Source organism: Chthoniobacterales bacterium (assembly GCA_035274845.1).
Taxonomy (GTDB): Bacteria; Verrucomicrobiota; Verrucomicrobiia; order Chthoniobacterales; family UBA10450; genus AV80.
Genome location: DATENU010000009.1, coordinates 325,840 through 350,816 on the forward strand (window position 1 = coordinate 325,840; position 24,977 = coordinate 350,816).

General features: G+C 56.6%; 30 protein-coding genes. All 30 read left to right on the forward strand.

What is annotated here, in order from left to right; all coding sequences use genetic code 11:
* Positions 1 to 32: 32 nt before the first annotated feature.
* The 30 genes from VJU77_04955 (at position 33) to VJU77_05100 (ending at position 24,843) form a co-directional block, all read left to right on the forward strand.
* Complete coding sequence (locus VJU77_04955) at positions 33 to 236, forward strand: hypothetical protein (protein HKP02696.1); 204 nt, start codon at positions 33 to 35, stop codon at positions 234 to 236.
* 28 nt (positions 237 to 264) lie between these two features.
* Positions 265 to 801, forward strand: a complete 537-nt coding sequence (locus VJU77_04960; GenBank protein ID HKP02697.1) for a DNA starvation/stationary phase protection protein — start codon at positions 265 to 267, stop codon at positions 799 to 801.
* 21 nt (positions 802 to 822) lie between these two features.
* Positions 823 to 1,665 carry an alpha/beta hydrolase gene (locus VJU77_04965; GenBank protein ID HKP02698.1) on the forward strand — a complete coding sequence of 281 codons (843 nt, stop codon included), beginning with the start codon at positions 823 to 825 and terminating at the stop codon, positions 1,663 to 1,665.
* On the forward strand, positions 1,662 to 2,075 hold the full coding sequence (locus VJU77_04970; protein ID HKP02699.1) for a DUF305 domain-containing protein: 414 nt from the start codon (positions 1,662 to 1,664) through the stop codon (positions 2,073 to 2,075). The genes VJU77_04965 and VJU77_04970 overlap by 4 nt, the downstream gene beginning before the upstream one ends.
* Before the next feature lies 1 nt (position 2,076).
* Positions 2,077 to 3,540 carry a YncE family protein gene (locus VJU77_04975; GenBank protein ID HKP02700.1) on the forward strand — a complete coding sequence of 488 codons (1,464 nt, stop codon included), beginning with the start codon at positions 2,077 to 2,079 and terminating at the stop codon, positions 3,538 to 3,540.
* A 57-nt stretch (positions 3,541 to 3,597) separates the two neighbouring features.
* Positions 3,598 to 4,680: an aldo/keto reductase gene (locus tag VJU77_04980; GenBank protein ID HKP02701.1), complete on the forward strand. Its 1,083-nt coding sequence runs from the start codon at positions 3,598 to 3,600 to the stop codon at positions 4,678 to 4,680.
* A 116-nt stretch (positions 4,681 to 4,796) separates the two neighbouring features.
* Positions 4,797 to 5,552, forward strand: coding sequence for a glucose 1-dehydrogenase (locus VJU77_04985; GenBank protein ID HKP02702.1), 756 nt, complete (start codon positions 4,797 to 4,799; stop codon positions 5,550 to 5,552).
* A 253-nt stretch (positions 5,553 to 5,805) separates the two neighbouring features.
* Positions 5,806 to 6,078 carry a nuclear transport factor 2 family protein gene (locus tag VJU77_04990; GenBank protein HKP02703.1) on the forward strand — a complete coding sequence of 91 codons (273 nt, stop codon included), beginning with the start codon at positions 5,806 to 5,808 and terminating at the stop codon, positions 6,076 to 6,078.
* Between the two features lie 560 nt (positions 6,079 to 6,638).
* On the forward strand, positions 6,639 to 7,034 hold the full coding sequence (locus VJU77_04995) for a DMT family protein (GenBank protein HKP02704.1): 396 nt from the start codon (positions 6,639 to 6,641) through the stop codon (positions 7,032 to 7,034).
* Positions 7,035 to 7,174: 140 nt separating this feature from the next.
* Positions 7,175 to 7,681, forward strand: coding sequence for a hypothetical protein (locus VJU77_05000; GenBank protein ID HKP02705.1), 507 nt, complete (start codon positions 7,175 to 7,177; stop codon positions 7,679 to 7,681).
* 20 nt (positions 7,682 to 7,701) lie between these two features.
* Positions 7,702 to 8,409 (forward strand): antibiotic biosynthesis monooxygenase, encoded by a 708-nt coding sequence (locus VJU77_05005; GenBank protein ID HKP02706.1) that lies wholly within the window; start codon positions 7,702 to 7,704, stop codon positions 8,407 to 8,409.
* 67 nt (positions 8,410 to 8,476) lie between these two features.
* Positions 8,477 to 9,235: an alpha/beta hydrolase gene (locus VJU77_05010; protein ID HKP02707.1), complete on the forward strand. Its 759-nt coding sequence runs from the start codon at positions 8,477 to 8,479 to the stop codon at positions 9,233 to 9,235.
* Positions 9,236 to 9,262: 27 nt separating this feature from the next.
* Positions 9,263 to 9,796 (forward strand): hypothetical protein, encoded by a 534-nt coding sequence (locus VJU77_05015; GenBank protein HKP02708.1) that lies wholly within the window; start codon positions 9,263 to 9,265, stop codon positions 9,794 to 9,796.
* 554 nt (positions 9,797 to 10,350) lie between these two features.
* Entirely contained in the window at positions 10,351 to 10,503 is a 153-nt protein-coding gene (locus VJU77_05020; protein HKP02709.1) for a hypothetical protein, read from the forward strand.
* Positions 10,504 to 10,598: 95 nt separating this feature from the next.
* Positions 10,599 to 11,816 (forward strand): divalent metal cation transporter, encoded by a 1,218-nt coding sequence (locus tag VJU77_05025; protein HKP02710.1) that lies wholly within the window; start codon positions 10,599 to 10,601, stop codon positions 11,814 to 11,816.
* Between the two features lie 111 nt (positions 11,817 to 11,927).
* Complete coding sequence (locus tag VJU77_05030; GenBank protein HKP02711.1) at positions 11,928 to 12,254, forward strand: hypothetical protein; 327 nt, start codon at positions 11,928 to 11,930, stop codon at positions 12,252 to 12,254.
* Between the two features lie 76 nt (positions 12,255 to 12,330).
* Positions 12,331 to 13,251, forward strand: coding sequence for a DUF1259 domain-containing protein (locus VJU77_05035; protein HKP02712.1), 921 nt, complete (start codon positions 12,331 to 12,333; stop codon positions 13,249 to 13,251).
* Positions 13,252 to 13,809: 558 nt separating this feature from the next.
* Entirely contained in the window at positions 13,810 to 14,079 is a 270-nt protein-coding gene (locus tag VJU77_05040) for a hypothetical protein (GenBank protein HKP02713.1), read from the forward strand.
* Positions 14,080 to 14,103: 24 nt separating this feature from the next.
* A complete protein-coding gene (locus VJU77_05045) occupies positions 14,104 to 15,303 on the forward strand; it encodes a cupin domain-containing protein (GenBank protein ID HKP02714.1) in 1,200 nt (399 codons plus the stop codon).
* A 7-nt stretch (positions 15,304 to 15,310) separates the two neighbouring features.
* Entirely contained in the window at positions 15,311 to 16,762 is a 1,452-nt protein-coding gene (locus VJU77_05050) for an OFA family MFS transporter (GenBank protein HKP02715.1), read from the forward strand.
* Entirely contained in the window at positions 16,755 to 16,880 is a 126-nt protein-coding gene (locus VJU77_05055; protein HKP02716.1) for a hypothetical protein, read from the forward strand. Before VJU77_05050 ends, VJU77_05055 begins: the two co-directional genes overlap by 8 nt.
* Positions 16,881 to 16,989: 109 nt before the next feature.
* Complete coding sequence (locus VJU77_05060; protein ID HKP02717.1) at positions 16,990 to 17,337, forward strand: hypothetical protein; 348 nt, start codon at positions 16,990 to 16,992, stop codon at positions 17,335 to 17,337.
* A 593-nt stretch (positions 17,338 to 17,930) separates the two neighbouring features.
* Positions 17,931 to 18,314 carry a peptidoglycan-binding domain-containing protein gene (locus VJU77_05065; GenBank protein HKP02718.1) on the forward strand — a complete coding sequence of 128 codons (384 nt, stop codon included), beginning with the start codon at positions 17,931 to 17,933 and terminating at the stop codon, positions 18,312 to 18,314.
* A 2-nt stretch (positions 18,315 to 18,316) separates the two neighbouring features.
* Positions 18,317 to 18,706, forward strand: coding sequence for a hypothetical protein (locus VJU77_05070; GenBank protein HKP02719.1), 390 nt, complete (start codon positions 18,317 to 18,319; stop codon positions 18,704 to 18,706).
* A gap of 16 nt (positions 18,707 to 18,722) precedes the next feature.
* Positions 18,723 to 18,911 carry a hypothetical protein gene (locus VJU77_05075; GenBank protein ID HKP02720.1) on the forward strand — a complete coding sequence of 63 codons (189 nt, stop codon included), beginning with the start codon at positions 18,723 to 18,725 and terminating at the stop codon, positions 18,909 to 18,911.
* Positions 18,912 to 18,930: 19 nt separating this feature from the next.
* The gene (locus VJU77_05080) at positions 18,931 to 19,971 is read left to right on the forward strand and encodes an aldo/keto reductase (GenBank protein HKP02721.1); all 1,041 of its coding nucleotides are present in this window, start codon (positions 18,931 to 18,933) and stop codon (positions 19,969 to 19,971) included.
* Between the two features lie 276 nt (positions 19,972 to 20,247).
* Positions 20,248 to 20,655 carry a peptidoglycan-binding protein gene (locus VJU77_05085; protein HKP02722.1) on the forward strand — a complete coding sequence of 136 codons (408 nt, stop codon included), beginning with the start codon at positions 20,248 to 20,250 and terminating at the stop codon, positions 20,653 to 20,655.
* Between the two features lie 213 nt (positions 20,656 to 20,868).
* The gene (locus tag VJU77_05090) at positions 20,869 to 21,723 is read left to right on the forward strand and encodes an RNA polymerase sigma factor RpoD/SigA (protein HKP02723.1); all 855 of its coding nucleotides are present in this window, start codon (positions 20,869 to 20,871) and stop codon (positions 21,721 to 21,723) included.
* Positions 21,724 to 21,968: 245 nt separating this feature from the next.
* Entirely contained in the window at positions 21,969 to 24,371 is a 2,403-nt protein-coding gene (locus tag VJU77_05095) for an FdhF/YdeP family oxidoreductase (protein ID HKP02724.1), read from the forward strand.
* Positions 24,361 to 24,843, forward strand: a complete 483-nt coding sequence (locus VJU77_05100; protein HKP02725.1) for an MOSC domain-containing protein — start codon at positions 24,361 to 24,363, stop codon at positions 24,841 to 24,843. The genes VJU77_05095 and VJU77_05100 overlap by 11 nt, the downstream gene beginning before the upstream one ends.
* Positions 24,844 to 24,977: the final 134 nt, after the last annotated feature.

Genomic DNA, 24,977 nt, shown 5'->3' on the forward strand with positions numbered 1-24,977 from the left:
CAGCCACCTTTCCATTACCGGTATGGTCTGGAATGAAAATGCACCCCGTTGAGAGCAGCTCCGGACAAAATCCTGCCTACGCTGAGCTTCAGCATCAAATGCACGACGCCCTCCGCGAGCAGCATCCCGAATGGGTCCAGCCGAACGGAGATTGCCCGACCTGCGAATCGTACGAAGCGCGTTTCGCGGCAATCCTCGACACTTTTCAAGCGAACGAACACAGGTCGGCTGCCTGATGCAATGCAGTCCACACAAGGATATCAGATGAAAAGAAATGGTTCGACCATAACGGCGGATTTTCAGCGGAGCCGCGACCTGCCCTTGGTAACAACAACCGATCTGACACGTTCGGCCACCAAGGCCATTACACACGTGATGAACGCGATCCTCGCGGACGTCTTCGCGCTCTACCTGAAGACGAAAAATTTCCACTGGCACATGAGTGGACCGCACTTCCGCGATTATCACCTGCTTCTCGACGAGCAAGCCGAGCAGCTTTTCGCCATGACCGATCCGATCGCGGAGCGCGTGCTCAAGATCGACGGACTTACGATCAAGTCGATTGGTCAGATCGCCCGGCTTCAGCGCGTAGTCGATAATGATGCCGATTACGTCGGTCCATCGGACATGATCGCCGAGCTGGCCGAGGACAACAAAGCGCTGACTGAGCGCCTGCGCGAGGCCCACGACGTGTGCGACGAGCATCGCGACGTCGCCACCGCGAGTCTGATCGAAGTCTGGATCGATGAAACCGAGCGCCGGACCTGGTTTCTTTCAGAGATAAAACGTGGCGGGAAATAACCCTCAAACAAAATAACTACAATGCCGTACGTAACTGCCGGAAAAGAAAACGGAGGTAACATCGACATCTACTATGAAGACCATGGCTCGGGTAAACCGGTCATCCTGATTCACGGTTATCCTTTGAGCGGTGCGTCATGGGAGAAGCAATTGCCGGTGCTGCTGAATGCGGGCCATCGTGTCATCACTTACGACCGCCGAGGTTTCGGCAAATCCGATCAGCCGACTGCGGGCTACAACTACGACACGTTCGCAGCAGATCTGCGGGAGTTGATCACGCAGCTTAAGCTTCAGGATGTCACGCTCGTGGGATTCTCGATGGGCGGCGGGGAGATCGCGCGGTATTTTGGCAAGTACGGTTCGAAGGGTATTAACAAAGCCGTGTTTATCGGTGCGGTGCCTCCGTTCTTGCTGAAAACTGCCGATAACGCGGAAGGCGTCGATGCCAACGTGTTCGATGGAATCAAGAAGGCGGTGGCCGCGGACCGCTACGCATTCTTCACCGAGTTTTTCAGAAACTTTTACAATACCGATTTGTATCTCGGGAAGCGGGTCAGCGAAGACGTGGTGCAGGCCAGTTGGAATATTGCTGCCAGTGCTTCCGCCGCCGCCAGCCTGGCCTGCGTGGCAACCTGGTTGGAGGATTTCCGCGAGGATCTGAAACGGGTTGATGTGCCTGCTTTCGTCATCCACGGCGATGATGACCGCATCGTTCCTTTAACGGCAGCTGGTCAGCGGACAGCCAAACTCGTCAAAGGCGCGCGGCTTGTCGTGATCAAAGGAGGCCCGCATTGCATCACTTGGACGCATGCCGACGAGGTTAATACCGCGTTGCTCGCGTTCCTTAAAGGTGAACAAGAATGAAAACGGCAGTCAACGCGTCCATTGCGCTTGCTGTGTTCAGTTTCGCGGTGGCTTCGATTGGACGCGCGACAGATCATGATCAGCGAAGTCGCGAGGGTGACGATCCCAATTGGTCGGAGCTGATCGCGAGCATGGATAAGATGCACATGGCCATGGGCTCTGTCGCGCAATCGGGCAACAGCGACGTCGACTTTGTCCGGCTGATGTTGCCGCACCACCAGGCGGCACTCGATATGGCAAAGATCCAACTCCTACACGGTACGGACCCTCAAATGCGCAGACTGGCGCAGGAAATCATCACCGACCAACAATTGGAGATTGAGTTGATGCAAGGCTGGCTCAGACAGCATGAGTCGGTTCAAGTAGAAATAAATCCAACGGCAACCGTCGACACCCGAAGGAGCAACTGACATGAAAAAGCTCCTTTGCCTTTTGTCGTTGTCGTTCTTGTCCGCGGCTGTCGCGCAACAAGCGCCGTGGGCCAGATCAAGTATCGCCTTGTCTGCTCGTGACCGCGTTTACACAGCGGATCAGACATCGAATACCGTTTCGGTGATTGACCCTTCGGAAAACAAATTGCTTGGAGTAATTAAACTCGGGGATGCGGTTCCTGCAGCTCTGAGCCCACTCTACAAAGGACAGCTGCTTGTCCACGGTCTTGGTTATTCGCCGGATTCGAAGACTCTGGCCGTGGTGTCGGTCGGATCGAATTCCGTAACCTTGATCGATACGGCAACGAACAAGGTCAAAGGCGCCGTTTACCTCGGCCGTTCGCCCCATGAAGCGTTCTTCACTCCGAATGGGCGAGAGCTGTGGATAACTGTACGTGGCGAAAACTACGTCTCGGTAATTGACCCTGAGCGGATGAAAGAGACGCGGCGAATGGAAGTCGCCAATGGACCTGGGATGACCATGTTCGGGCCGGACGGCAAATACGCCTTTGTGTGTTCCAGCTTTACTCCGGAAGTGGCGGTTATCGACGTCGCGTCACATAAGATCATCAAGCGATTGCCGCAAGCCAGCCCATTTTCTCCCAACATCGCTGTCACCCCGGAAAACGACGAAGTCTGGATCACGTTGAAAGACGTCGGCAAGGTTCAGGTGTTCGATGCGAGGCCGCCCTTTGAGCAAAAGGCGGTGTTGGATACCGGGCCGATCACGAATCACGTGAACTTCGCCAGCAACGTTAACGGCAAATTCGCTTATGTGACTATTGGTGGATCGAACGAAGTGAAGGTGTTCCGACGAGCCGGCCCGCCCGAATTAGTTGCAACCATTCCGGTAGGTGAGCTTCCGCATGGAATCTGGCCGTCGGGTGACGGTTCGCGAATTTATGTCGCGCTGGAAAATGGCGAACATTGCGTCGCCATTGATACCACAACCAACAAGATCGTCGCTAACATTCCAATCGGACAAACGAGCCAGGCTTTAGTCTATGTTCCAAATGCCGTGCCGAGTGGGTCCGGGACGGAAAATCTAATGCCGCTCGGCACCGCTGCTAACACGGCACGATTGCATTTGGAGGGGGCCGGAACTGAGCGGGCCTACGCTCAGGCGTCGGTTGCGGTGAACTCGTTGGGTTTATTGGACCTGCTTCAGATCGCGGCGCAAGGACTGGCTCCGCGTTCGCAATATCAGGTTTATCTGGCGGAGTCCAATGGTCCGCCATTCGGCAAACTTGAGCCCCTCGCCGTTTTGAAAACAAATCCGGATGGTGCCGGAATTGTGCAGGCGATTGGGCCCTTAAAGACACTCGCAGGCAAGCTCCCAAACTCTTCCACGCCGCAACGGTTTCTGATCGTTACCGAGATTAAGGATTCGTCACAGGTCGTGCTACAGCAGACTAGCGTTTCGGACGCTATAACAAGTAGATGACGTACCGGACATCAAAGTACGCTCAGAAGCAACCAGGTTAGATTTTGAGAGAATAGCATGGGTCTCGATCAATATATAACGCTCGGTCACTCCGGCCTCCGCGTGAGTCCGTTTTGCCTGGGCACAATGACATTTGGTGAAGACCTGGGATGGGGATCGACCGTTGCGGAATCTCAGCAGATCCTTGACCGATTCATCGAGCTCGGCGGCAACTTTATCGACACCGCCAATTTCTACACGAAAAGCCATTCCGAGAAGATCATCGGCGACCACATCGGCCGTCATAAGGGGAAACGCGATCGGCTGGTCATTGCCACGAAATTCAGCGGCAATCTCTACCCGGGCGATCCGAACGGCGGCGGCTCCGGCCGAAAGTCGATTCTCGCGGCGTGCGAACAGTCGCTGCGCCGCCTGCAGACCGATTACATCGATCTTTACTGGCTGCACAATTGGGACGTGCATACGCCGATCGAGGAGACGATGGCGGCGCTCGATGATCTCGTGCGGGCGGGCAAGGTTCGCTACCTCGGCGTGTCGGACACGCCGGCGTGGAAAGTCGCCGAGGCGAACGTGACGGCGCATTTCCGCGGCTGGTCGGCGTTCATCGGACTGCAGATCGAGTATTCGCTGCTTGAGCGGACTGTCGAGCAGGAACTGATGCCGATGGCACGTGAGCTCTGCCTCGGCGTGACGCCGTGGTCGCCGCTCAAGAGCGGTCTGTTGAGCGGCAAATACACGCGGACCAGCGCGCAGGCGAAGGAAGGACGCGCGGCTTTCATCGGCCATTTTCTCAACGACAACACTTTTGCCATCGTCGACGAACTCGAGAAGATCGCCAAGGCTCACGACTCCACGGTCGCGCGCGTCGCGCTCGCGTGGGTGCGGATGCAACCCGGCGTCACGTCTACGATCATCGGCGCACGTCGCCTGGCCCAGCTCGAGGACAACTTGAAGGCGCTCGAAGTGAGACTCACCTCCGAGGAGCTCGCGGACCTCGACGAAAAGACGAAGCCAACGCTCGGCTTCCCGGCCAGCATGCAATCAATGTTCCCGGCGATCCACCACGGCGGCGCCACCGTAAACGGCGTCTACGCCGAACCTTCGCCATTCGTGATCCTGCGGGGCGAAAAGCCGTATTAGACCGGCACCGGGGAGGGAAGCTCGAAGAACAAAATCGAAACTCGAAGAAAGCGTTTTCAAAGCCAGGGCGGTTTTCACCATGCCGAAGATTTCAAAAGTCAAAACGGAGGAAGCAAATGAAGAACGGAAAGCTAGACGGAAAGGTTGCAATCGTAACAGGTGCTTCGAAAGGAATTGGCGCCGCCATCGCGAGGCAGCTCGCGGCCGAGGGTGCGGCAGTAGTCGTTAACTACGCCTCGTCCAAGGCAGGGGCGGACCACCTGGTTGACGAAATCACCAAACAAGGTGGGAAAGCCGTCGCGATTCAGGCGGATGTGGGAAAGAAGAAAGAGGTCGAACGGCTTTTCGCCGAGACCAGGAAAACGCTCGGTCAGCTCGACATCCTGGTTAACAATGCCGGAGTGTATGAGTTCGGACCGCTCGAATCGGCCACCGAGGAGGAGTTTCATCGGCAGTTTAATACCAATGTTCTAGGTTTGATTTTGACTACCCAGGAAGCGCAAAAGCACTTCGGCCCAGAGGGCGGGAGCGTAATCAATGTCAGTTCCCTGGCCAGCAGCGCGACGCCGCCAACCTCAGTTATTTATAGCGCCACCAAGGCTGCCGTGGACGCAGTCACCAACGTGCTCGCGAAGGAACTTGGACCAAGGAAAATCCGAGTGAATGCGATCAATCCGGGCCCCACTGAGACCGAGGGTTTTCAGGCGAAGGGATTTTCCGGAAGCGACTTTGAAAAGCAGTCGGTCGCGCAAACGCCGCTGGGCCGGCTCGGACAGCCAGACGATGTGGCGCCGGCCGCCGTCTTCCTCGCCTCGGCCGACAGCGCGTGGATCACCGGCGAAACGATTCGCGTTGCCGGAGGACTTCGTTAGTCCCACACGGCAACAAAACGAATAATCCAGTGAAGTTTATGCGAACCTAACGAAGAATACTTCAGAATCCAAGGAAGGCCCCATTGCGGATCTCGCTTTTCGTTGTCGCGCTATTCGCAGGGCACAGCGTCACTCGCGCACAAACGGAGACCAACGCTGACGTCGTAACGGCCATCACTAGCGTGGAGAATGAGGCCGTTAAGGCCGATTTGGCCGGCGATGCAAACTTTTACCGAAAGCTCCTGGCTGAGGATTGGACCGAGGCGACAGTGACGGAACCTTTTACACCAAGACCGATATCCTGGAACTCATGGCCGACGGCAGGAACCTCAAGACAAATAGTGAGAAACTGTCTGAGCTCGAAGTGCGTGTTTACGGCGATACCGCAGTGGCGACCTACAAGGACACCTACGACATTGTGATCAAGGGTAAACATCGCGCGCACGACATCATCGCTACGGACACTTTCGTCAAGGTGGGCGGCAAATGGAAGCAGATCGCCAGTCACGGGTCGGAGACGGAGTAGCCACTTAGATCGTCTCTAACTAAAGAGGGAGCAGGGATTGTCTAGCCGGTGGCAGCGCAAAATCCTTCGCACGCGCCATAGCCGGAACCCGCGCGCACGGGATACTTTTGGGCATGAACAATACGGTACTCACACAAAGAATCGTCAGCGTCGCCGCCGGTGCGCTCATGACTCTGCTTACGGCATGCGCGACATCACCCTACGCGAGCAAACCTCCACTAACAGCCTCGAGGGATAGTTCAGGCCCGGTGCGGAACCCCGACATAATCCGCGACGGAACCAGAATACCGGTTTCAACATACTATAACTGGCCACCTATCGGCGACACCGGCCCACGTTAGGAAAATGACGGCACTAACACGGTGTCATCGCTGGGGCTGCCAAAATCCCTATATCCGCGATGGCCGACGTGAAATGATTGGCGATATCAGCGTGCATCTAATCCAACCTGCACGAGGAATACGCATCCCTTAGCGAGTCGCGATCAAAGGCGGATTTCATTCCCGGCAGCTCGCCAAGCTCGACTAGAGTAGCCGCTGACGACACCGAAACTATGACTCGTGAAAGCCATTATCCTGCTCACCGTCTCTAATATCTTCATGAACCTTGCCTGGTATGGACATCTGAAGTTTAGAAACCGGGCGCTTTGGTTGGTGATCCTGGCAAGTTGGGGATTGGCCTTGTTCGAATATATTTTTCAGGTGCCGGCAAATCGCATCGGATCGGAGCAATGGAGCGTGCCGCAACTGAAAATCCTCCAGGAATGCATCACGCTGGTTGTATTCATGCTAATGGCGTTTGTGCTCTTCGACTCTCCGCTGAAATGGAACTATTGCGTTTCCTACGGATTGGTTGTTGGGGGCGGTGTTCTTCGCGTTCAAGTTCTGATCAACTCCCCCCTGTCTCGCGATTCTGCGCTACCTCCAAAGAGGGAACGAGCGCAGCTCCATAAGTAGCAGGACAGAATCCTACCCACGCGCAGTGGACGGCACTGCAAATCACCGCGCAAGTGACGGGTATGAAATTAATAACCAGTTCGGCAATATTATCCAGCACTTCAACCTCAAATCCCGGATGGCACAAAGTAAGGAGTGTCATGGCCCGAAAGATCGCCATGTTGATCGCCCTGGCTTTCGTTACGGGAGCCATTGCTCAATCGGCCGTGGCCCAGAACGTCGACAGGTCGGGTAGCCAGAGTCTGGTCAGGTTCATTGGAGGCATCGGCGATATTAGCACTGGTTCGATAAATACCACCGTCCGCGGCGTCCCGGCCGCAGGACAGATTTGGGTTATCCGCGACCTTGCTGCTGACGTGAAGCAGGACGGGAGAATTCGGATCGACGGCAGCGGTCTCCTTCTGGGCGCAGGCGATGCCGTCGGAAGCAACGGCAATGCGAGCGTTTTTGCTACGCTGTTCTGCTCAAATGATGGCAATGTCCAGCACAGCTCAACTCTTGCAGGCGTCCCGCTCGAAGTGAATGGCGATTTTCGTATTGACGATACGCTTTCACCCGCGCCGCCGAGTCAATGCACCAGCCCGGTGCTCCTCATCCGCGTCGTTGGACCGGGCTCGTGGTTCGCCGCTGGAATTCCGAAGCAGTAACCGGCGCTTAATAAGGAGAAATGATCATGCGTGTTAAACCATTCATAGTTCTGTTCTTAGTTATTGGTGCGTTTTCCACCTTGATTGACAATGCTGTGGCTCAGTCCGAGCCACAGCAGTCCGTCATCGTTTACGTGGAATTCAAGCCCGCCGACACGAGGGTCGGGAGCGAATTGCTTCAGGACCTTGCTTCGACCGCTAACGGCAGCGCGGGTCTCGTCCGGTTCGATGTGCTACAGCAGATCGTCCGCGGGAACTTCTTCGCTCTGTCCGAGACCTGGAGTAATGCGCAGACATTCGCCAACTTCGAGAACTCGCCGGCGGTGCAAAATATCTTTACTCAACTCATGCGCCTGGTGGAGGCGCCGCTGGATGAACGGCCGGGCAATTTGCTCGCGGGCACTCTAAATCCTCGCAATGAACATGCCCAGGCGCGTCAGGTTTTTGTCATCACGCACGTGGACGTAGACCCTCAGTTCGTGGGCCAAGTCCAACCACTGCTGAATACATTCGTGAGCGACAGCCTCAGGGATGCGGGAGTCCAGACGTTCGCCCTGGTCAGCCAAACGCCGACCGCGAACCATTTTCAGCTCGTTGAGACCTTCGCGAACCAGCAGGCTTTCGACGATCACGTAAGCGCGTCGCATACCGTGATCTTTCGCACGAATGCCGACGCATCCTTGGGGGCACCTTATGATGAGCGGCTCTATCACTTCGTGAACCGCTAACAGTGAGGTCGCACCACACTATCGCCAGTTGAAGGCCATGAAAACACGAAGAATCTCAGGCGTCGCGATGGTCGGGTTGCTCCTATTGCCTTGCTGCCCGGTCCCAGCGCAGAACGAAGAGCATCCGGTTCGGAATATTGTGCTGGTTCACGGGGCGTGGGCGGATGGTTCTGGTTGGAAGGGCGTTTACGACATTCTGAGCAAGGATGGGTACAACGTTAGCATTGTCCAGGAACCGGAGACCTCATTTAAAGAAGATGTGGCCGCGACGAAGCGCGTGCTCGCTCAACAAGAGGGACCATCGATTTTGGTTGGGCATAGCTATGGCGGCGCTGTAATCACGGAGGCTGGAACAGATCCGTCGGTCGTCGGGTTGGTTTACATCGCTGCTCACATGCCGGATGCCGGAGAGAATGAGGCGGACGACGGAAAACGCTTCCCCAGTGATCTCGCCAAGTCGGGTGCGATCCAGAAGACGCCAGATGGCTTTACTTACATCGATCCGGCGCAGTTTCACGCACTGTTCGCCGCCGATGTGCCTATAGAACGGGCCACTTTGATGGCGCGCTCGCAGGTGCCTAACTTCGCCGAGAATTTTGCAGCGACGATCACCACGGCCGCGTGGAGAAGCAAGCCAAGCTGGATGTTGGTCGCAAAAAAAGACAGAGCCATCAACCCCGACCTTGAACGCTGGTATGCCGAACGAGCTAAGAGCCGAACCGTGGAAGTCTCGGGCGCCAGTCACGCAGTCTACGTCTCCAGGCCGAAGGAAGTGGCGGCTCTAATCGAAGAAGCTGCATCGCACGCGCTCGAGAAAACCCAATAATAATCACTGGCTTAGGAGGCAATAGTTATGAGAAATCACATCGCGACATTTAGCCTCGTCCTGCTGTGCGGGGCTTTGTTTCTTGGTTCAAACGAACGCGCTGCGGCACAGAACTCCAACCTGGACGGAACCTACATCCTGGATGCAACCGAAAGCGACAACGTGAATAAAGTGGTCGAGGCGGCGGCGGGGAAGCAGAACTTCCTCACGCGGGATATCGCTAGAGAGCGCCTCAAAAAGCTGAACCCCGCTTATCGCAAGGTCGCCATCAGTTCTTCGCCGAATGAAATCAGCGTGGCGGTGGATAACGAGCCTGCGTTACGCACACCAGCGAAGGGCGGACCGGTTGCGTGGGTTGGTCCCGATGGAGGAAAGGCGGACGTGACCATGCAGTTGGGAGGCCGGCATCTGGCGCAGACATTCACGTCACCAGAGGGGCGCAGAGTTAATGACTACACTCTGAGCTCTGATGGGCGAATCCTAACTATGCAAGTGACAGAGACGAGCCCCCGGCTGTCCCAAAGTGTCAGTTACAGACAAGTTTACAGACGGGTCCCTTGAAGGCGGCATCCCCCCCACTGGAGAAAACATTATGATTATCTCAAACCCAGAATTAGACGAGCACGATATCGATGACGCGCTTTGGGCTGCATACCGAAGCCATGACAAGAGCGCAGTCACGATGAACTTGCTTTGCCGTTATCTGCGAGACCCTCGCGCCTTTCCAAGCCTAGGCGCAACTCAGTGGAGGAGAAGCAGGGCGAGGACTTACGTTCGTTTGGCCATAAAGTCTCCCTGCGAAATTCAGGCACGTTAGCTCGGTATCGCCGGAAAGAGTCTCCCCACCGAAAGAGAGAGCGGGCGCCGGTTCTGAAGGGGCAGGCAAAGACCTTACGATTGGAGCATGGAAGGAAGATCGGGACGGAAGGAGCTTGCGATATGAGAACAAAGATATTGATCGCTTGCCTGGCTGCTGGATTTCTGGGGTTAGTCAATCAGGGCGGGCCGCCAGTAACCGCGCCATCGCCGGTAAGCACACTGCGTCTTTCCAGTCTAAATATCAGGCGCGTCAAGCTCATCGACCCGCGACCGTTTCCGAGCAAACCGTTTCCGGCGTGATTCCGCGCGCAATCCGCGGGAGCAATCCGCTCCAGATGCTCAATCCGCTGGCGCCGGCGAAATATGGCACCGCGGAAGAGAGCGTCTCTCTCGATCCCGATGTTGCCGGAAAAGCGAGCGGAATCAACTTGTTCAGTATCTCTTTCTAGCGGGTGTGACTCCTGCCTAACGAGTTGCGCGGGGTATGCCGCAAGGCGGTCGATACAGGCGGTGGAGAGGTCTCTTCAGGCGATACTTCGCTGGGTTGGGACCGGGGCTAATCACGGGTGCGGCTGATGACGATCCTTCCTCCATTGGGACGTATTCGGTGGTGGGAGCCCAGCTCGGCACCTCTATTCTGTGGACTGCTTTTCTTACCTGGCCGCTGATTTCTGCCATCCAGATAACCTGCGTGCGGATTGGCCTGGTGACAGGCAAAGGCCTGGCCTCCGCTCTCGGCGAAAAATTTCCACGCCCAATCGTGGCGGCGGTTTCCCTGGGATTGCTGTTTGCAAACACGATCACCGTCGGCGCCGACCTCTCCGCCATGGCGGACGCAACGGAAATGCTCAGCGGCCTGAATTCGCATTACTGCGTAATCTTCTTCGGTGTGATCATCGCGCTCGGAATGATTCTGTTTCGCTACCGCTACATCGCGAATGTCTTGAAGTGGTTCGCGCTAAGTCTTTTTGCTTATGTGCTGACCGCGTTCGTGCTCCATCCGAACTGGAATAACATCCTGCGCGAAACGTTTCTGCCGGTCTGGCCAACCGGGCACGATGCCTGGGCGGGGCTGGTCGCCATCTTCGGGGCCACGATTAGTCCCTCCGTATTTTTTTGGCAGGCTTCCCAGGATCCGGAAGAAAACAGCCACCTCGGTCCAGTCATGCGCTTCCACAAGCGACGGGTGAGAGCAAAACGAATTGGCCCTCGCAACCTCGGAGTAGCCGCCGGCACCGTGTTCTCGAATATTGCCATGTATTTCATTATCCTCACCACCGCGCTGACCCTGCACCGAAATGGCATCACAAATATCGATACCTCGCGTGACGCCGCGGCGGTCCTCGCGCCGCTCGCCGGCCCGTTCGCGGCCACTTTATTCACGGTTGGAATTGTTGGCGTCGGGCTGGTCTCAATTCCCATTTTGATTACTTCCGCGGCCTATGCTCTGGCAGAGGCGTTTCGGTGGAAGGCCGGCCTAAATGAAACGTTCAAGGGAGCGCGGCCATTTTACCTCGTGATCATCCTCTCGATTGTGACTGGCATTGCGCTCGACTTCGTGAATGTAAGTCCGATCAAAGCTCTTTATTGGGCCGCAATCGTCAGCGGCCTGCTCGCTCCGTTCCTCCTCATCGGCATTCTGCTCGTCGCATCGGATCGGAACGTCATGCGGCAGCAACCGAGTTCTCTCCTCTCGCGGATAGCCATCGCAGCGACTGCGGCCGTCATGCTCGGAGCCGCGGCCGGCATGTTCGTCTTTTGATTGCGAACCCGGCCTCCAAAAAGGGCTGCCCGGCGCTCCCTCTCCCGGAGGAGGGAAAAACCATGCGTTTGCGCCGTGGCAAGCTGCCCGCCGCTCGCCAATCCTCACTACATGAAAAAATTAATCGCAGTCCTATCGATCGCAGTAGTCGCGAGTCTCGCTTATCCCAGTCTCCTGTTCGCAGACGACCTCAGCAGCAAGGCAGTTCAGTTGTCCGATTTGCCCGCCGCGGTCCAGACAACAATCAAAGACCAGGCCGGCACCGATCAGGTCATCAGGATCGAGAAGAAAATCGAGGAGAACGAAATCGTCTATGAAGCCACGGTAAAGAGAAGCGGTAAGGAATGGGCCATCGATGTAAACGAGAACGGTGATTTCCTCAAATCGTACGAGGAGAGCAAAGAGGATGCGGCGGATGTTGATGACGAACAATCCTAATCGCGAGGTGATATCGTCTGCCCTTTCGCTATCGTGCGAGCGGCGACGATATGCTCGCTTTCGTCACCTTCATCCCATGATCAAACAAAGTTTCATTGCGGCCGTAATCCTCACCGCATCGCTTGGCGCTTCGTTGGCCGCCGACCTCGATACGGCGAAGATCGACAGTCTGACCGGCCTCAAAGGCAAGATGAGTGCGGCGGAAGGGGTCTACAAAGTCACGTTCCCGCGAGACGACGTGAAAATTTCGGTCGCTGGATGGCAAATGCCGCCTTTTATGGGTCTCGGCACTTGGGCTGCGTTCCAAGGTAGCGCTGAGAACGCGATGATGATGGGCGACACCGTGTTATTCGAGGACGAGGTCAATGCCGCAATGTCCGCAGCTCTCGAGAACGGGTTGAGCGTGACCGCGCTGCATAATCATTTCTTCTTCGATCAGCCCAGGATTTTTTTCATGCACATCGAAGGCAAGGGCAGAGCGGAGCAGTTGGCCGCCGCGGTCAGGAAAGTTTACGACAGCGTCAAAGCAATTCGCCGGCTGACCCCCAAGCCAGGCGACAGCTTTGGTCGCCTGGTAAGCGATAAGGGATTCCTGCCGGAGAAAAATTCGGTATCGGCTGGGCCGTTGAACGAGATTTTTGCCGTTCCCGGCGAAACCAAGGACGGAATGGTAAAGTTTACGATCGGTAAGAAGTCCAGAATGGACCAAATGGAGATTGGCAACACCATGGGTGTAAACACCTGGGCAGCCTTTGCGGGGAGTGATGATAGCGCGGTCGTCGATGGCGATTTTGCGATGACCGAAGACGAATTGCAGCCTGTTCTGCAATCCCTCCGCAAATCAGGAATCAACATTGTCGCGATTCACAATCACATGACCCACGAATCCCCCCGCATTATGTTTCTGCATTTCTGGGGACGCGGCCCTGCCAGTGACCTCGCGAACGCGATCAAAACTGCACTCGAGCTAACCGAAACGGACCTTACCCGATCATAATAGTCCCAGCGCGGACGGCCACGAAGTGGATCGGGGGCCGGGCCGCTTTCGGTCAAAGCTCATCCCCGCTTCTGGGCGGCGTGCTTCCCCATTTTCTTCAAGAGCTCCAGCAATGTCAGGCGCTCGTTCTCGGAGATGAGACTCACGGCAGTTTCCATCGCGGCGGCGTGCTCCCGAAAGCCGCGGGTAATCAGGGCGCGCCCTTTCGCGGTCAGTTCAACCCGACGAACGCGACGATCCTTCGGATCATCCTTGCGCGAGACCAGACTTTTCCGCGGACAACGAGATCAACGAGCTCCTTAGGGGGTGCGGCATAGGCGAGATCGGTCTGGCCGGCATCGCTGCGGCGATTGCGGCGGCGGTCCATCATGCGACGGGGGTTCGGCTGCGCGAATTGGCGGTCAGGACCGAAGATTTCCTGACGTCTTCGGTCTTGAGTTAAATCGAATCTACCTCAAAAGAGAGGCGGAGTAACCGCCCGTTCGCGAGACCCAAAAACCCTTCGGACGTGTTGTAGCTACGCTGTCGGGGTACGCCCTAGGTTTGAGGTATCAACCAATGAATACCTCGACTCGTCTTTTACTGGCAGCAGGTATCGAGGCTGCGGGAATTCCGGCCTTACGCGCGGCCTTTGCCATCGCCTTCCTCGCTTTCGCGGCCGTCGGAATTTTCATCTTTAAGAAGCGACACGCGTTGTTCGATCGCGATCCCAATGTCTCAAATGACTTCAAGGGCGCAAGAGAGACACGGATGGGAAACGTTCTTTTTGTCTGGGCAGCGCTGTCGATCGTCTTGCTCTACATCTTTATCGACGTCTGGGTGACATAACCGGAATTAAAAGAGGATATAGCTATGCGTTACTTCAATCGCCGGAACTTTCTCGGCACAATGGCGGTAACCGCTGCCAGCTTCGGTGCCTTAAAGGTGGCGGGAGCGGACCGGCGCGACCCTGGCCCGGCTAATGGAACCCTGGACGGGCAAAACCCGGATTCTACCTGGCCTCCGAGCACGGACTCGAAGAGCCTGGTGCAAAACTTCAAGTATCCATTCTCCTTTGCGAACAAGCGCGTGTACGAAGGCGGATGGTCCCGGGAAGTAACTGTCAGGGAGCTGCCAGTCTCAAAGTCGTTGGCGGGCGTGAACATGCGGCTTACTGCCGGAGGCGTTCGGGAGCTGCATTGGCACACATCCGCCGAGTGGGCCATCATCCTTTACGGGACGGCACGGATTACGGCAATCGATGCGGAGGGCAAAAGTTTTGTTGCCGACGTTAAGAAAAACGATCTTTGGTTTTTCCCCAGCGGCATCCCGCATTCGATTCAGGGTCTCAGTCCGGACGGTTGCGAATTCATGCTCGTCTTCGACGACGGCGATTTTTCGGAGTCAGAAACGGTGCTGCTAAGCGACGCCATGGCCCACCTGGCGCCCGAAGTGTTGTCAAAAAATTTCGGCATTAGCGAACGAGCTTTTGGAAATGTTCCGAAGCAGGAGTTGTTCATTTTCCAAACGGACGTCCCAGGTGGACTGGAGAAAGACCAAGAAGCAGCGGCGGGAGCGCTGGGAAAATCACCGAAGGATTTTGCTTTTCGCACGATGGACATTCCGGCGACGAGGCAAACGAAAAGCGGCGAGGTGCGAATTGTCGATTCGAGTAACTTCAAGGCTTCAACCACGGCGATGGCGATGGTCACCGTTCATCCGGGCGGGATGCGGGAACTCCATTGGCATCCGAACGCCGACGAGTGGCAGTACTTTATCGCCGGAAAAGGACGAATGACGGTAGTGGCGACGGGCAACAAAGCTCGGACGATGGACTTTCAGGAGGGAGACGTCGGCTATGTGCAGAAAACTCTGCTGCATTACGTCGAGAACACGGGAGACACAGACCTGGTGTTCCTCGAGATGTTCAAGGCCGATCGCTACCAGGAGTTTTCGTTCTCGGAATGGCTCGCGCACACGCCACCGGAACTAGTGAGGGCGCACCTGAAGATCGATCAGGTGACGTTCGATGCGATCCCAAAAAACGGCGGTGCGGTCATGCCGATAGCCTAGGACTGTCATGGACGCGAGTAATTCAATATCCGGTCATTCCATTGCGTTCCGCGAGCCACTGCCGTCGGTGGCACCTAACGCCAGGTTTTTTGATCGAGAGCGAACCGTCGCCGATCCCGGCTTTAACCGGTGGCTGGTTCCTCCAGCCGCACTAGCCGTGCATCTTTCCATCGGGCAAGTCTATGCGTTTAGCGTCTTCAAACTACCGCTCACGAAAATCCTGGGCGTCACTAATTCCGCCCCGGGCGACTGGACGCAGCCGCAACTGGCGTGGATTTTTAGTCTCGCGATATGTTTCCTCGGTCTTTCCGCCGCGGTGTTTGGTCGTTGGGTCGAGCGTGTCGGTCCACGAAAGACAATGGCTGCCGCGGCACTCTGTTTCGGAGGTGGGTTAATAGCTGCCGCAGTTGGGGTCTGGTTACATCAACTTTGGATCGTCTACCTTGGCTATGGCGTGCTTGGCGGTTGCGGGTTGGGACTCGGCTACATATCGCCGGTCTCAACTCTGGTGAAATGGTTTCCCGATCGTCCCGGCATGGCAACCGGCATGGCTATCATGGGGTTTGGCGGCGGCGCCTTTATCGGATCTAATCTGAGTCTGTTACTCATGGATCACTTCAAGTCGGCGACAACCACGGGTGTCGCGCAGGCATTCGGCGCGCTAGGCCTGATTTATTTTTGCTACATGATGTTTGGGTCGTTCATCGTGCGCGTTCCGGCGAAAGATTGGAAGCCGGCCGGATATCATGCGCCCGACCATTCGCAAGGTCTGGTTACGTCCGCGAATGTCGCGCTCGATCAGGCCTGGCGCACTCCGCAGTTCTGGCTGCTCTGGGTTGTGCTTTGCTTCAACGTCACCGCTGGCATCGGCATTCTCGAGCAGGCTTCGCCCATGATTCAGGAAATGTTCGGCAATGTTACCGCTGCGGCGGCGGGCGGATTCGTCGCATTACTCAGCCTGTTTAATATGGGTGGTCGATTTGTCTGGTCGTCCTTGAGTGATTACACCGGGCGGAAAGTCGTTTACGCCATCTACCTATTGTTAGGAGCGCTCCTTTACGGGCTGATCCATTTCGCAGGTTACAGCGGCAATATCATTTTGTTCGTCGCGATATGCGCCGTCATCGTCAGTATGTACGGTGGCGGATTTGCGACCGCGCCAGCATACTTGAGAGACTTGTTCGGGACGATGCAGGTCGGAGCGATTCATGGCCGCTTGCTGACGGCCTGGTCTGTCGCAGGAGTCCTGGGACCGGTGCTGGTGAATTACATTCGTGAATATTTGCAGAGGCAAGGCGCAAGCGGAGCCCAACTTTATGCTCCGACCATGTACCTAATGGCGGGATTGCTCGTCATTGGATTGATCTGCAATCTTTCGGTTCGCCCGGTCGACGAGCGGTTTCATTTTCAGGAGAAGAATCATGCAACCCTGGATCAAATCAGTTTATCCCATGGATAAAGAGGCCGAGTCGCCTGGTAACGCTCTCCACCTTTTCATCTCCTGGTTGGTAGTCGGGATCCCGCTCGTTTGGGGTGTCTGGACCACGCTTTTGAAACTGCCGGCGCTTTTCGGATAGCGCAAAGGCCTTCCCTCGAACGAGGGGGTGACAAGTCGTCCTCCAGAAAGAGTTCAGAACCCTTCGCGTGCGCAGTCGCGAACGCTGAGGGCAATCGCAAACTTGTGATATGAAAACGCGACCTCTCCAAGATTCACAGGGTCTGGCGTCACCTCCGAACTGGGTTCGAGCTGTGAAGGCGGATAATCAAAGCATTCGCCGCCTCGCCATGCGCACCCCTTACAGCAAAGTGCGCAAGCTGTTCGCGATTGTAAGAGCTTCGAAAACAAGTCGCGCTCGACGGGTCATCATTTTCGACAACCATCCAGAGACGCTGGCCTACCTTTTCCCTCCGGAGCTCGATCAGGAAGCTGCTCCTGGTTCGCTCGCTTCGCTGTCCACCTGGCAATTCGCATCCCTCCTGATCTCGATCTGCGTGCTAATCACCGTCTTGTCGTGGTTGCTTTTCTTTCACTGAGATCATCCAAAAGAGGGAAGGCAAAATCCTGCTGAAGCGCGTTGGCAACACCTGCTCTGCGAACGGAATTTCGTTTCATGAATGCAAGGACAATTACTAGCCTGGTAGCTGGTGCCGCGTTGTTCGCGCTGGCGCCGGCACTTTGGGCGGCTGGTGACGGCGGCTTCCGAGGGAGAGGCCAGAACTTCGGAGGACGCGGGCGTGGATTCGGAGGCGGCGCACCGCGATTTAGCGCGCCGGGCCGTAACTTTGCGGCTGCGCCTCGAATTCGGCCCCAAACATTGGGAGGTTTTCATCGGCCTGGCATCGGGGGAGTGATGGGAAACCGGCCCATCGTCCCAAATATCGCGCGCCAGCAGCAGCGCAATTTTAGCAGTAATGCGCCCCGATCGCGCCCGATTACGCCCTCGAACGTGCCGGGCGTCCAACCACGCCAAGGACCGTCCGGCTCGCAGCCGCAACAGCAGGCAACCGCCAGACAGAACGGAGCACGAACTTTCACAGGCCATATTTCCGAGCGCCACGATAGCAACTGGCATAATGACTGGGACCGCAGGCGTCCACACTTTGATCGAGGTCGCGGGCGTTTCTTCGTGTTTGTTAACGGATCCTGGGGCGGACTCGATGCCGGGGTGTTTCCGTGGGACTACTATCCATATGACGCCTACGACTACTATCCTTACGACTACGCCGTAGATGGCTTGGAGAACGCTCCCCCGGATTACGCCGTTGGTAGCGTGGACAATGTTCCAACGGATGATCACGCTCCACCCCAGCCTGATGTGACGGTCTCCAGCGTTCAGACGCAACTAACGCAATTGGGTTACTATAATGGACCGGTCGATGGCTTGTTTGGGCCTACCACGCGGGATGCCGTTGCTCGTTACCAGACCGATCAGAATCTCGAAGTCACTGGTAGCCTTTCGCCCGAAACCCTGCAATCGCTTAAAGTGCCAGGGAAAACCGATTCGAACTGAAGATGAAGCCGAAGGTTGTCCTGCTTTATACGCGCGACGGCGGGTTCGCCTGCCTTGTGAGTGAGGCGTTGGCTGAAACCGAAACCATCATTCTGCCTGCACGGACCGTCGCGGAGGCGTTCCAAATCATTCGTAAACGCGGCCGCGATCTCGCCTTCGCCCTGATGGACTTTGATGGTGCGTGCCGTGGAATGATACTCCTCAGCGCTGTCCACAGTTGCTTTGAGAATCTGCCCATTCTGGTGACGACTTCAGACAACGCGGAACATGTAACTGCGATCGCGTATGCGAACGGCGCGACGGCTTGTCTTAACCGGCCAGGACATTCCAGCGTGCTCACCGGGGCAATCGCGGAGCTGACAAGGCCAAAGCAGCACTTAGATGCTGCCTGACAGAAGCGGAGAATTTATGAAAACAAATAAACAACAGACATCGGCAAAGGAGTCGACGTATTCAATGCTGGTTGGTTGCAATGAGAAGAAGCGCGGCTACCTCGAGACGATCTTGTATGCGGTGGTTATGATCAGCGCGATCGTGGCGATTGCGCAGTTTTCGCTGCAACCCGATTCTCTCCCGTTAACTGCGTTACCGAATTAAGACTCCGGGTTATCTCGATATGGAGACGAACATAAGACAATCCGAGCCGCCAACCAAGCAGTTAGGCGCCACCGACCTGTTCATCACTCCAGTGGGTTTTGGAGCCTGGGCCATCGGCGGGGATGGTTGGGAATTTGGCTGGGGCGAGCAGGACGACAAACAGTCCGTGGCCGCTATTCACCGCGCTCTAGAGCTGGGAGTAAACTGGATCGACACGGCCGCCATTTATGGAATGGGACATTCAGAGGAAGTCATCGCGTTTGCCCTAAAGACCTGGCGGGGAACCAAGCCGTATATTTTCACGAAATGCGGCCTCCGCTGGGACGACCAGGGTTATGTCCATCGCAGCTTGAAAGCTGAATCGATTCGCCGCGAATGTGAGGATAGCTTGCGCCGACTGAAGGTAGACGTAATCGACCTCTACCAAATCCATTGGCCGACCGAGGACCTGGAGGAAGGCTGGAGCGCAATGGTGCAGCTGCAAAAGCAGGGGAAGGTCCGATGGATTGGGGTCTCCAATTTTGGCGTCAACGAGATTCGTCGAGCTGACACCATTTCTCGCGTGGCGTCGTTGCAAGCTCCCTACTCCCTGATTCGACGCGAGGTTGAAGGTGAGATTTTTCCCTACTGCCGAACGAATAAAATTGGGGTGCTCGCCTATTCGCCGATGGCTTCCGGATTACTAACCGGTGCGATGACCCGCGCCCGAGTGGCTGCACTTCCTGCCAGCGATTGGCGCAGCCGCGATCTGGAGTTTTATGAACCGAAGCTTTCGCAAAATCTCGGTCTTGCTGAAGGGCTACGGAAAATCGGGGAACGCCATGGGCGGTCTCCGGGACAAGTCGCCATCGCCTGGGTTCTTCGTAATCCCGCCGTGACTGGCGCGATCGTTGGAGCGCGAAGCGCGAGCCAAGTCGAGCGAAATGTTGGGGCCAGCGACTTGGTGTTGAGCGAGGAAGACCTCGCGGTGATTGAGGACAGTAAAGTCATCGAACCGGAGGAACCAGGTGCGACAAACGCAGTTCCTCCGAAGAGGGAGCCGTGTCTCCATCTTCGGTAGCACAATAAAATCTCGCTGCCGCGCAGTGGTTGCCGGCGTCCGCGGGACCGACCTTTAGGTATGAAAATAAAATTACTAATCAGTCTGATAATCGCCGTTGTCGCGATGGCGCTCAGTCCCATGACATGGGCTCGGGGGGGCGGCGGTGGTGGCGGTGGCGGTCACTTCGGTGGTGGCGGTCACTTCGGTGGCGGCGCTCGCTTCAGTGGCAACCGAGGAGGATTTCGTTCCAACGGAGCCCGATTCGCGCGTCCTGGATTTTCCGGCCCACGGGTGATGAACTCAAACCGGTTCGTCGGTCGTCAGGGTGCCAATTGGCACCGTGACTGGGATCGACGCCATGATCACCGCTTTGGCGGCCACCGGTTCCGCTTCATCGATGGCTTCTGGTGGGACCTGGATCTGTGGCCGTACGATTACTATGCGTACGACGACTACCCGTACGATTACTACGATTACCCATCCGACAACTATAGCGATGCCAACTATAGCGATGCGACTGTGAGCGCAGTCCAATCGGAATTGACGAGGCTCGGTTACTATCGTGGCGCCATCGACGGGGTTTACGGTCCACAGACGCGGGGCGCGCTTGCCCGTTATCAAGGGAGACAAGGCTTGCCTAAAACCGGCAGCATCACGACCGCGACGCTTCGATCACTCCGAGTGCCGGCGGGAGCCAGCTAACAACGAATTGCAAGGGGTTGGGGGAATGGAGGTGGGTGTCCGCAAGGGCACTCACCTTCAGCTTTGTCAGCCATCCCACCAGCCTCTCTCCAAAGAGGCAATCGGCCGCAGTTCGTCGGGGGTAGGGGAAAATCCTCCCATCGTTCAGTGGCCGGACGGAAGCCGGCCGCCTTAATTTTAGGTCGTTCGACAAGACACTAAAGGAAAGGCCACATGACTCTGCACAATAACCGGGAAGCAATCGACAAATATCTCCGCGAGATCGGGCACCTTCCCTTGTTGACCCCGAAGCAGGAAATCGAGCTGGCGGGGAAAATCAAAGCGGGCAATCACGGCGCTCGGGACCGAATGATCACCTCAAACCTGCGCCTGGTGGTTACGATTGCGCGCAGCTACACGAACTTCGGTCTGCCACTCGCCGATCTGATTTCTGAAGGCAACATCGGATTGGTGAAAGCGGTGGAACGCTTCGATCCGTCGAAAGGCGCGAAGCTGAGCAGCTATGCCGTTTGGTGGATCAGGCAAGCGATCAAACGCGCGTTGGACGATCAAAGCCGTTTGATCCGCCTTCCCGTGCATCACCGGGATAAGTTAACGAAGATGCATCAGATCACTTTGCAGATGACCCAGGTGCTCGGTCGCGAGCCCACCGATGAAGAGCTCAGCGAAGAGATCGGGATTGATCCTGACAAGGTTGCCAAGCTGAACACTGTTTCGGTGCCTCCGGCCTCGCTCGATGCGCGAATTAGCGACGACGACGTAACCGAGTTCGGCGAAAGCATCGCTGACGAAACGGCGCGAACGCCCTTTGAAACCCTGCGCGACCAGGATCTCCAGGGAAAACTGGGCGGCTTGCTCAAAGTTTTGAATGAACGCGAGCGGAAGATCGTTCGTCAGCGCTTCGGACTCGGGGGCGAAAAACGCCAAACGCTCGAGGATGTCGGTGTCACCCTCGGAGTTACACGGGAGCGAGTGCGGCAATTAGAAAAGGCGGCCCTGCTGAAGATGCGGAGTGCCCTGGAGAAAAGCGAAGCGCCGGCTGATTTCCCACTGCCGATGGCAGCCTGATAAATCGACAAAATGAAACGAATGGCTGCAGCTTGCTGGGTATCTAAGCCTCGATTCGCGGAGGCAAGGCGAGTAATCTCCGGGCGGATGCCTTTCTCGATCTTATGATCGACGCGAACAACGACCCGGCACGGCCTGCCTCAGGCGAGGCAAATCACCCTAATTGCGAGGATGATACGGTTCACCAGCGGCCCACTCATATCGGAGCCGGCACGCCTACTACACCGCCACACCAGGATGCACACATGGCAAATAGGAATCCAACCGCGGGAGCGGAACCGCCCGAGGAGCGTGGCCGTGTGAAGTTGCGCGAGCCGCATCGCGTCGCGGCAGGAATGTTGGCCCTGGTCGAAAGCCTGCGTTTCACCATGCGCGAGACCGGCTTTACGCGCGGCCTGACAGATTGGCTAAAGGTCAACAAGAAGAACGGTTTTGATTGCCAGAGCTGCGCCTGGCCGAGTCCGGACGATCACCGGCATATCTTTGAGTTTTGCGAGAACGGAGTCAAAGCCCTAACGAGTGAAGCGACCAAGAAGAAAATTACGCCCCAGTTCTTTCGCGAGCATTCGCTCGCCGACCTGCAAAAGCAAAGCGACAACTGGCTCGAGCTTCAGGGCCGGCTGGTCCACCCGATGGTAAAGCGCACCGGCGCGACGAACTATGAGGCGATCGACTGGGATCAGGCCTTTGAGCTCATGGCGCGGGAGCTAAACGCATTGCCGACACCAAATGCGGCAGCCTTCTACACGAGTGGGCGAACGAGTAATGAAGCGGCGTTTCTTTACCAACTCTTCGCGCGACAATTCGGGACCAACAACCTGCCGGATTGCTCGAACATGTGCCATGAGTCAAGCGGCGCGGCTCTTAACGAAAGCATCGGCGTGGGTAAAGGTTGCGTAACTCTTCACGACTTTGAGGAGACGGATCTCATTATCATCCTCGGCCAAAACCCGGGCACGAACCACCCGCGGATGATGACCCATCTGGAGCGGGCAAAAAAGAACGGTGCGAAGATCATCGCGATCAATCCGATGCCGGAACCGGGATTGATGGAGGTGGTGAATCCGAATCCGCAGGAGTACCGCAACCCGCTGACATTCGCGGCCAGGATGCTGTTCAACAAAGGCGTGCCGATAAGCGATCTCTGGTTGCCGGTGCGGTTGAATGGGGACATGGCGGTGATGCGCGGGATGATGAAGGTGATGCTGGAGGAAGAGGACCGGAGCCCGGGCTCAATCTTCGACCGCGAGTTCATCCGGCAATACACGGTCGGCCTTGAACGGTTCGTCGCCCATCTCCGCGCGACGCCCTGGGACGTCATTACGGAAGCGAGCGGCTTGACCCAGGAGCAGATTCGCCATGCGGCGAACATCGCGATGCAATCCAAATCCATTATCACCTGTTGGGCGATGGGATTGACTCAGCACAAGAACGCGGTTGCGACCATTCAGGAGATCGTGAACTTCCATCTGCTGGGCGGACACATCGGCCGGCCGGGCGCGGGACCCTGCCCGGTTCGCGGACATTCGAATGTGCAAGGCGATCGCACCATGGGCATCTGGGAGCGGATGAACGACAGCTTCATGGACAAGCTCGGCACTGAGTTCCAGTTCGTGCCGCCGCGGGCACACGGCACCGACACCGTAGAGACGATCAAGCAGATGCACGAGGGCAGAATTCGCTTCTTCCTTGGAATGGGCGGCAACTTTCTCGCCGCAAGTCCCGACACGGAATACACCGCCAAGGCTCTGCAGAAATGCCGCGTGACGGCGCACGTCTCGACGAAGCTGAACCGGTCCCATCTCATCACGGGCGAGATCGCCCTCATCCTTCCATGCCTCGGACGATCGGAGATTGATTGCCAGGAAGCGGGCGACCAGTTCGTAACGGTCGAGGATTCAATGGGGGTCATCAGTGCTTCGCGCGGCCACGCCGAACCGGCGAGCGATTACCTGATGAGCGAGCCCGCGATCGTTGGTCGCCTTGCGCAAGCAACCCTCGAAAGCCGGAGCACGATTGATTGGAAAGGCCTGGTTGGGAACTACGATCGCATTCGCGATCACATCGATCATGTCATCCCCGGCTTTGAGGATTTCAACGCCAGGATACGCAAGGATATCTTCTACCTGCCCAATAACGCGCGCGACAAACGCCAGTTCGACACGCCGGCTGGCAAGGCCCAATTCATCGTTTCGGAGCTGAAGCCTCTTGAGACGGCACCCGGACAGTATCTCATGATGACGGTGCGCAGCCACGACCAGTTCAACACCACCATCTACGGCCTGGACGATCGCTATCGCGGCGTCTACAACGGCCGGCGGGTCGTCTTCATGAACGAGGAGGACGTAAAGGCGGCCGGTTTGCAGCAGGGTCAACTGGTTGACCTAACGAGCCATTTCAACGGTGAGGAACGGGTGGCGCGTCATTTTATGGTCGCGCCGAATCAGATCGCGCGCGGCTGCACCGCGACTTATTTTCCCGAGGCCAACGTCCTCGTCCCCATCAATAGTACCGCCGACCGCAGCAACACGCCCACCAGCAAAAGCCTTGTCATTTCGATCAAGCCATCTCCGGACACAGGCGAAGCTGTCGATGCGATTTTGCGCAATGCGAGGCTAGCGGCCATGGATCAAATGTATGACGATTGAGATTTGTCAGCTCTATATCTCTTCCGGCCATAATTTCTTCGGCCATCATGGGCGTGAGCCTGATGGGCATCTGGCAATCGAAGTCTCGAGCATCGAATGTGTCGCCAGTCATGGCATTCGCGGCGATCGCTTCTTTGATTACAAGGAGAATTACAAAGGCCAGATCACCTTTTTCGCTTTCGAAGTCTTCGAGGCGCTCTGCCGCGCTCTGAGCGTTCCCAACTGCCCGCCATCTTCGCTCCGCCGGAATGTGATCACACGGGGGGTGGACTTGAACACGCTGATCGGCCGTGAATTCGAGATCCAGGGGGTGCGCTTTGAGGGGACGAGCGAATGCCGCCCTTGTTACTGGATGGATCGGGCGATCGCACCAGGAGCAGAGGATTTTCTCAAAGGTCATGGCGGCCTGCGGGCTCGAATTCTCAGTGATGGCGTTTTGCTCCCCAATTCGCGGCTTCTTGCGGCGGCTTGATAGGCCCTGCCTCCAAAGAGGCAGAGTGCAATAGCTCATCGGGATCAGTTCAAAATCTGTCGGTCGCGTAGTCGGCATCCCCCGCGCGGGAGTTGAAGTTAGTGCATGAAACAAGCATTACTTAGGCGCATAGC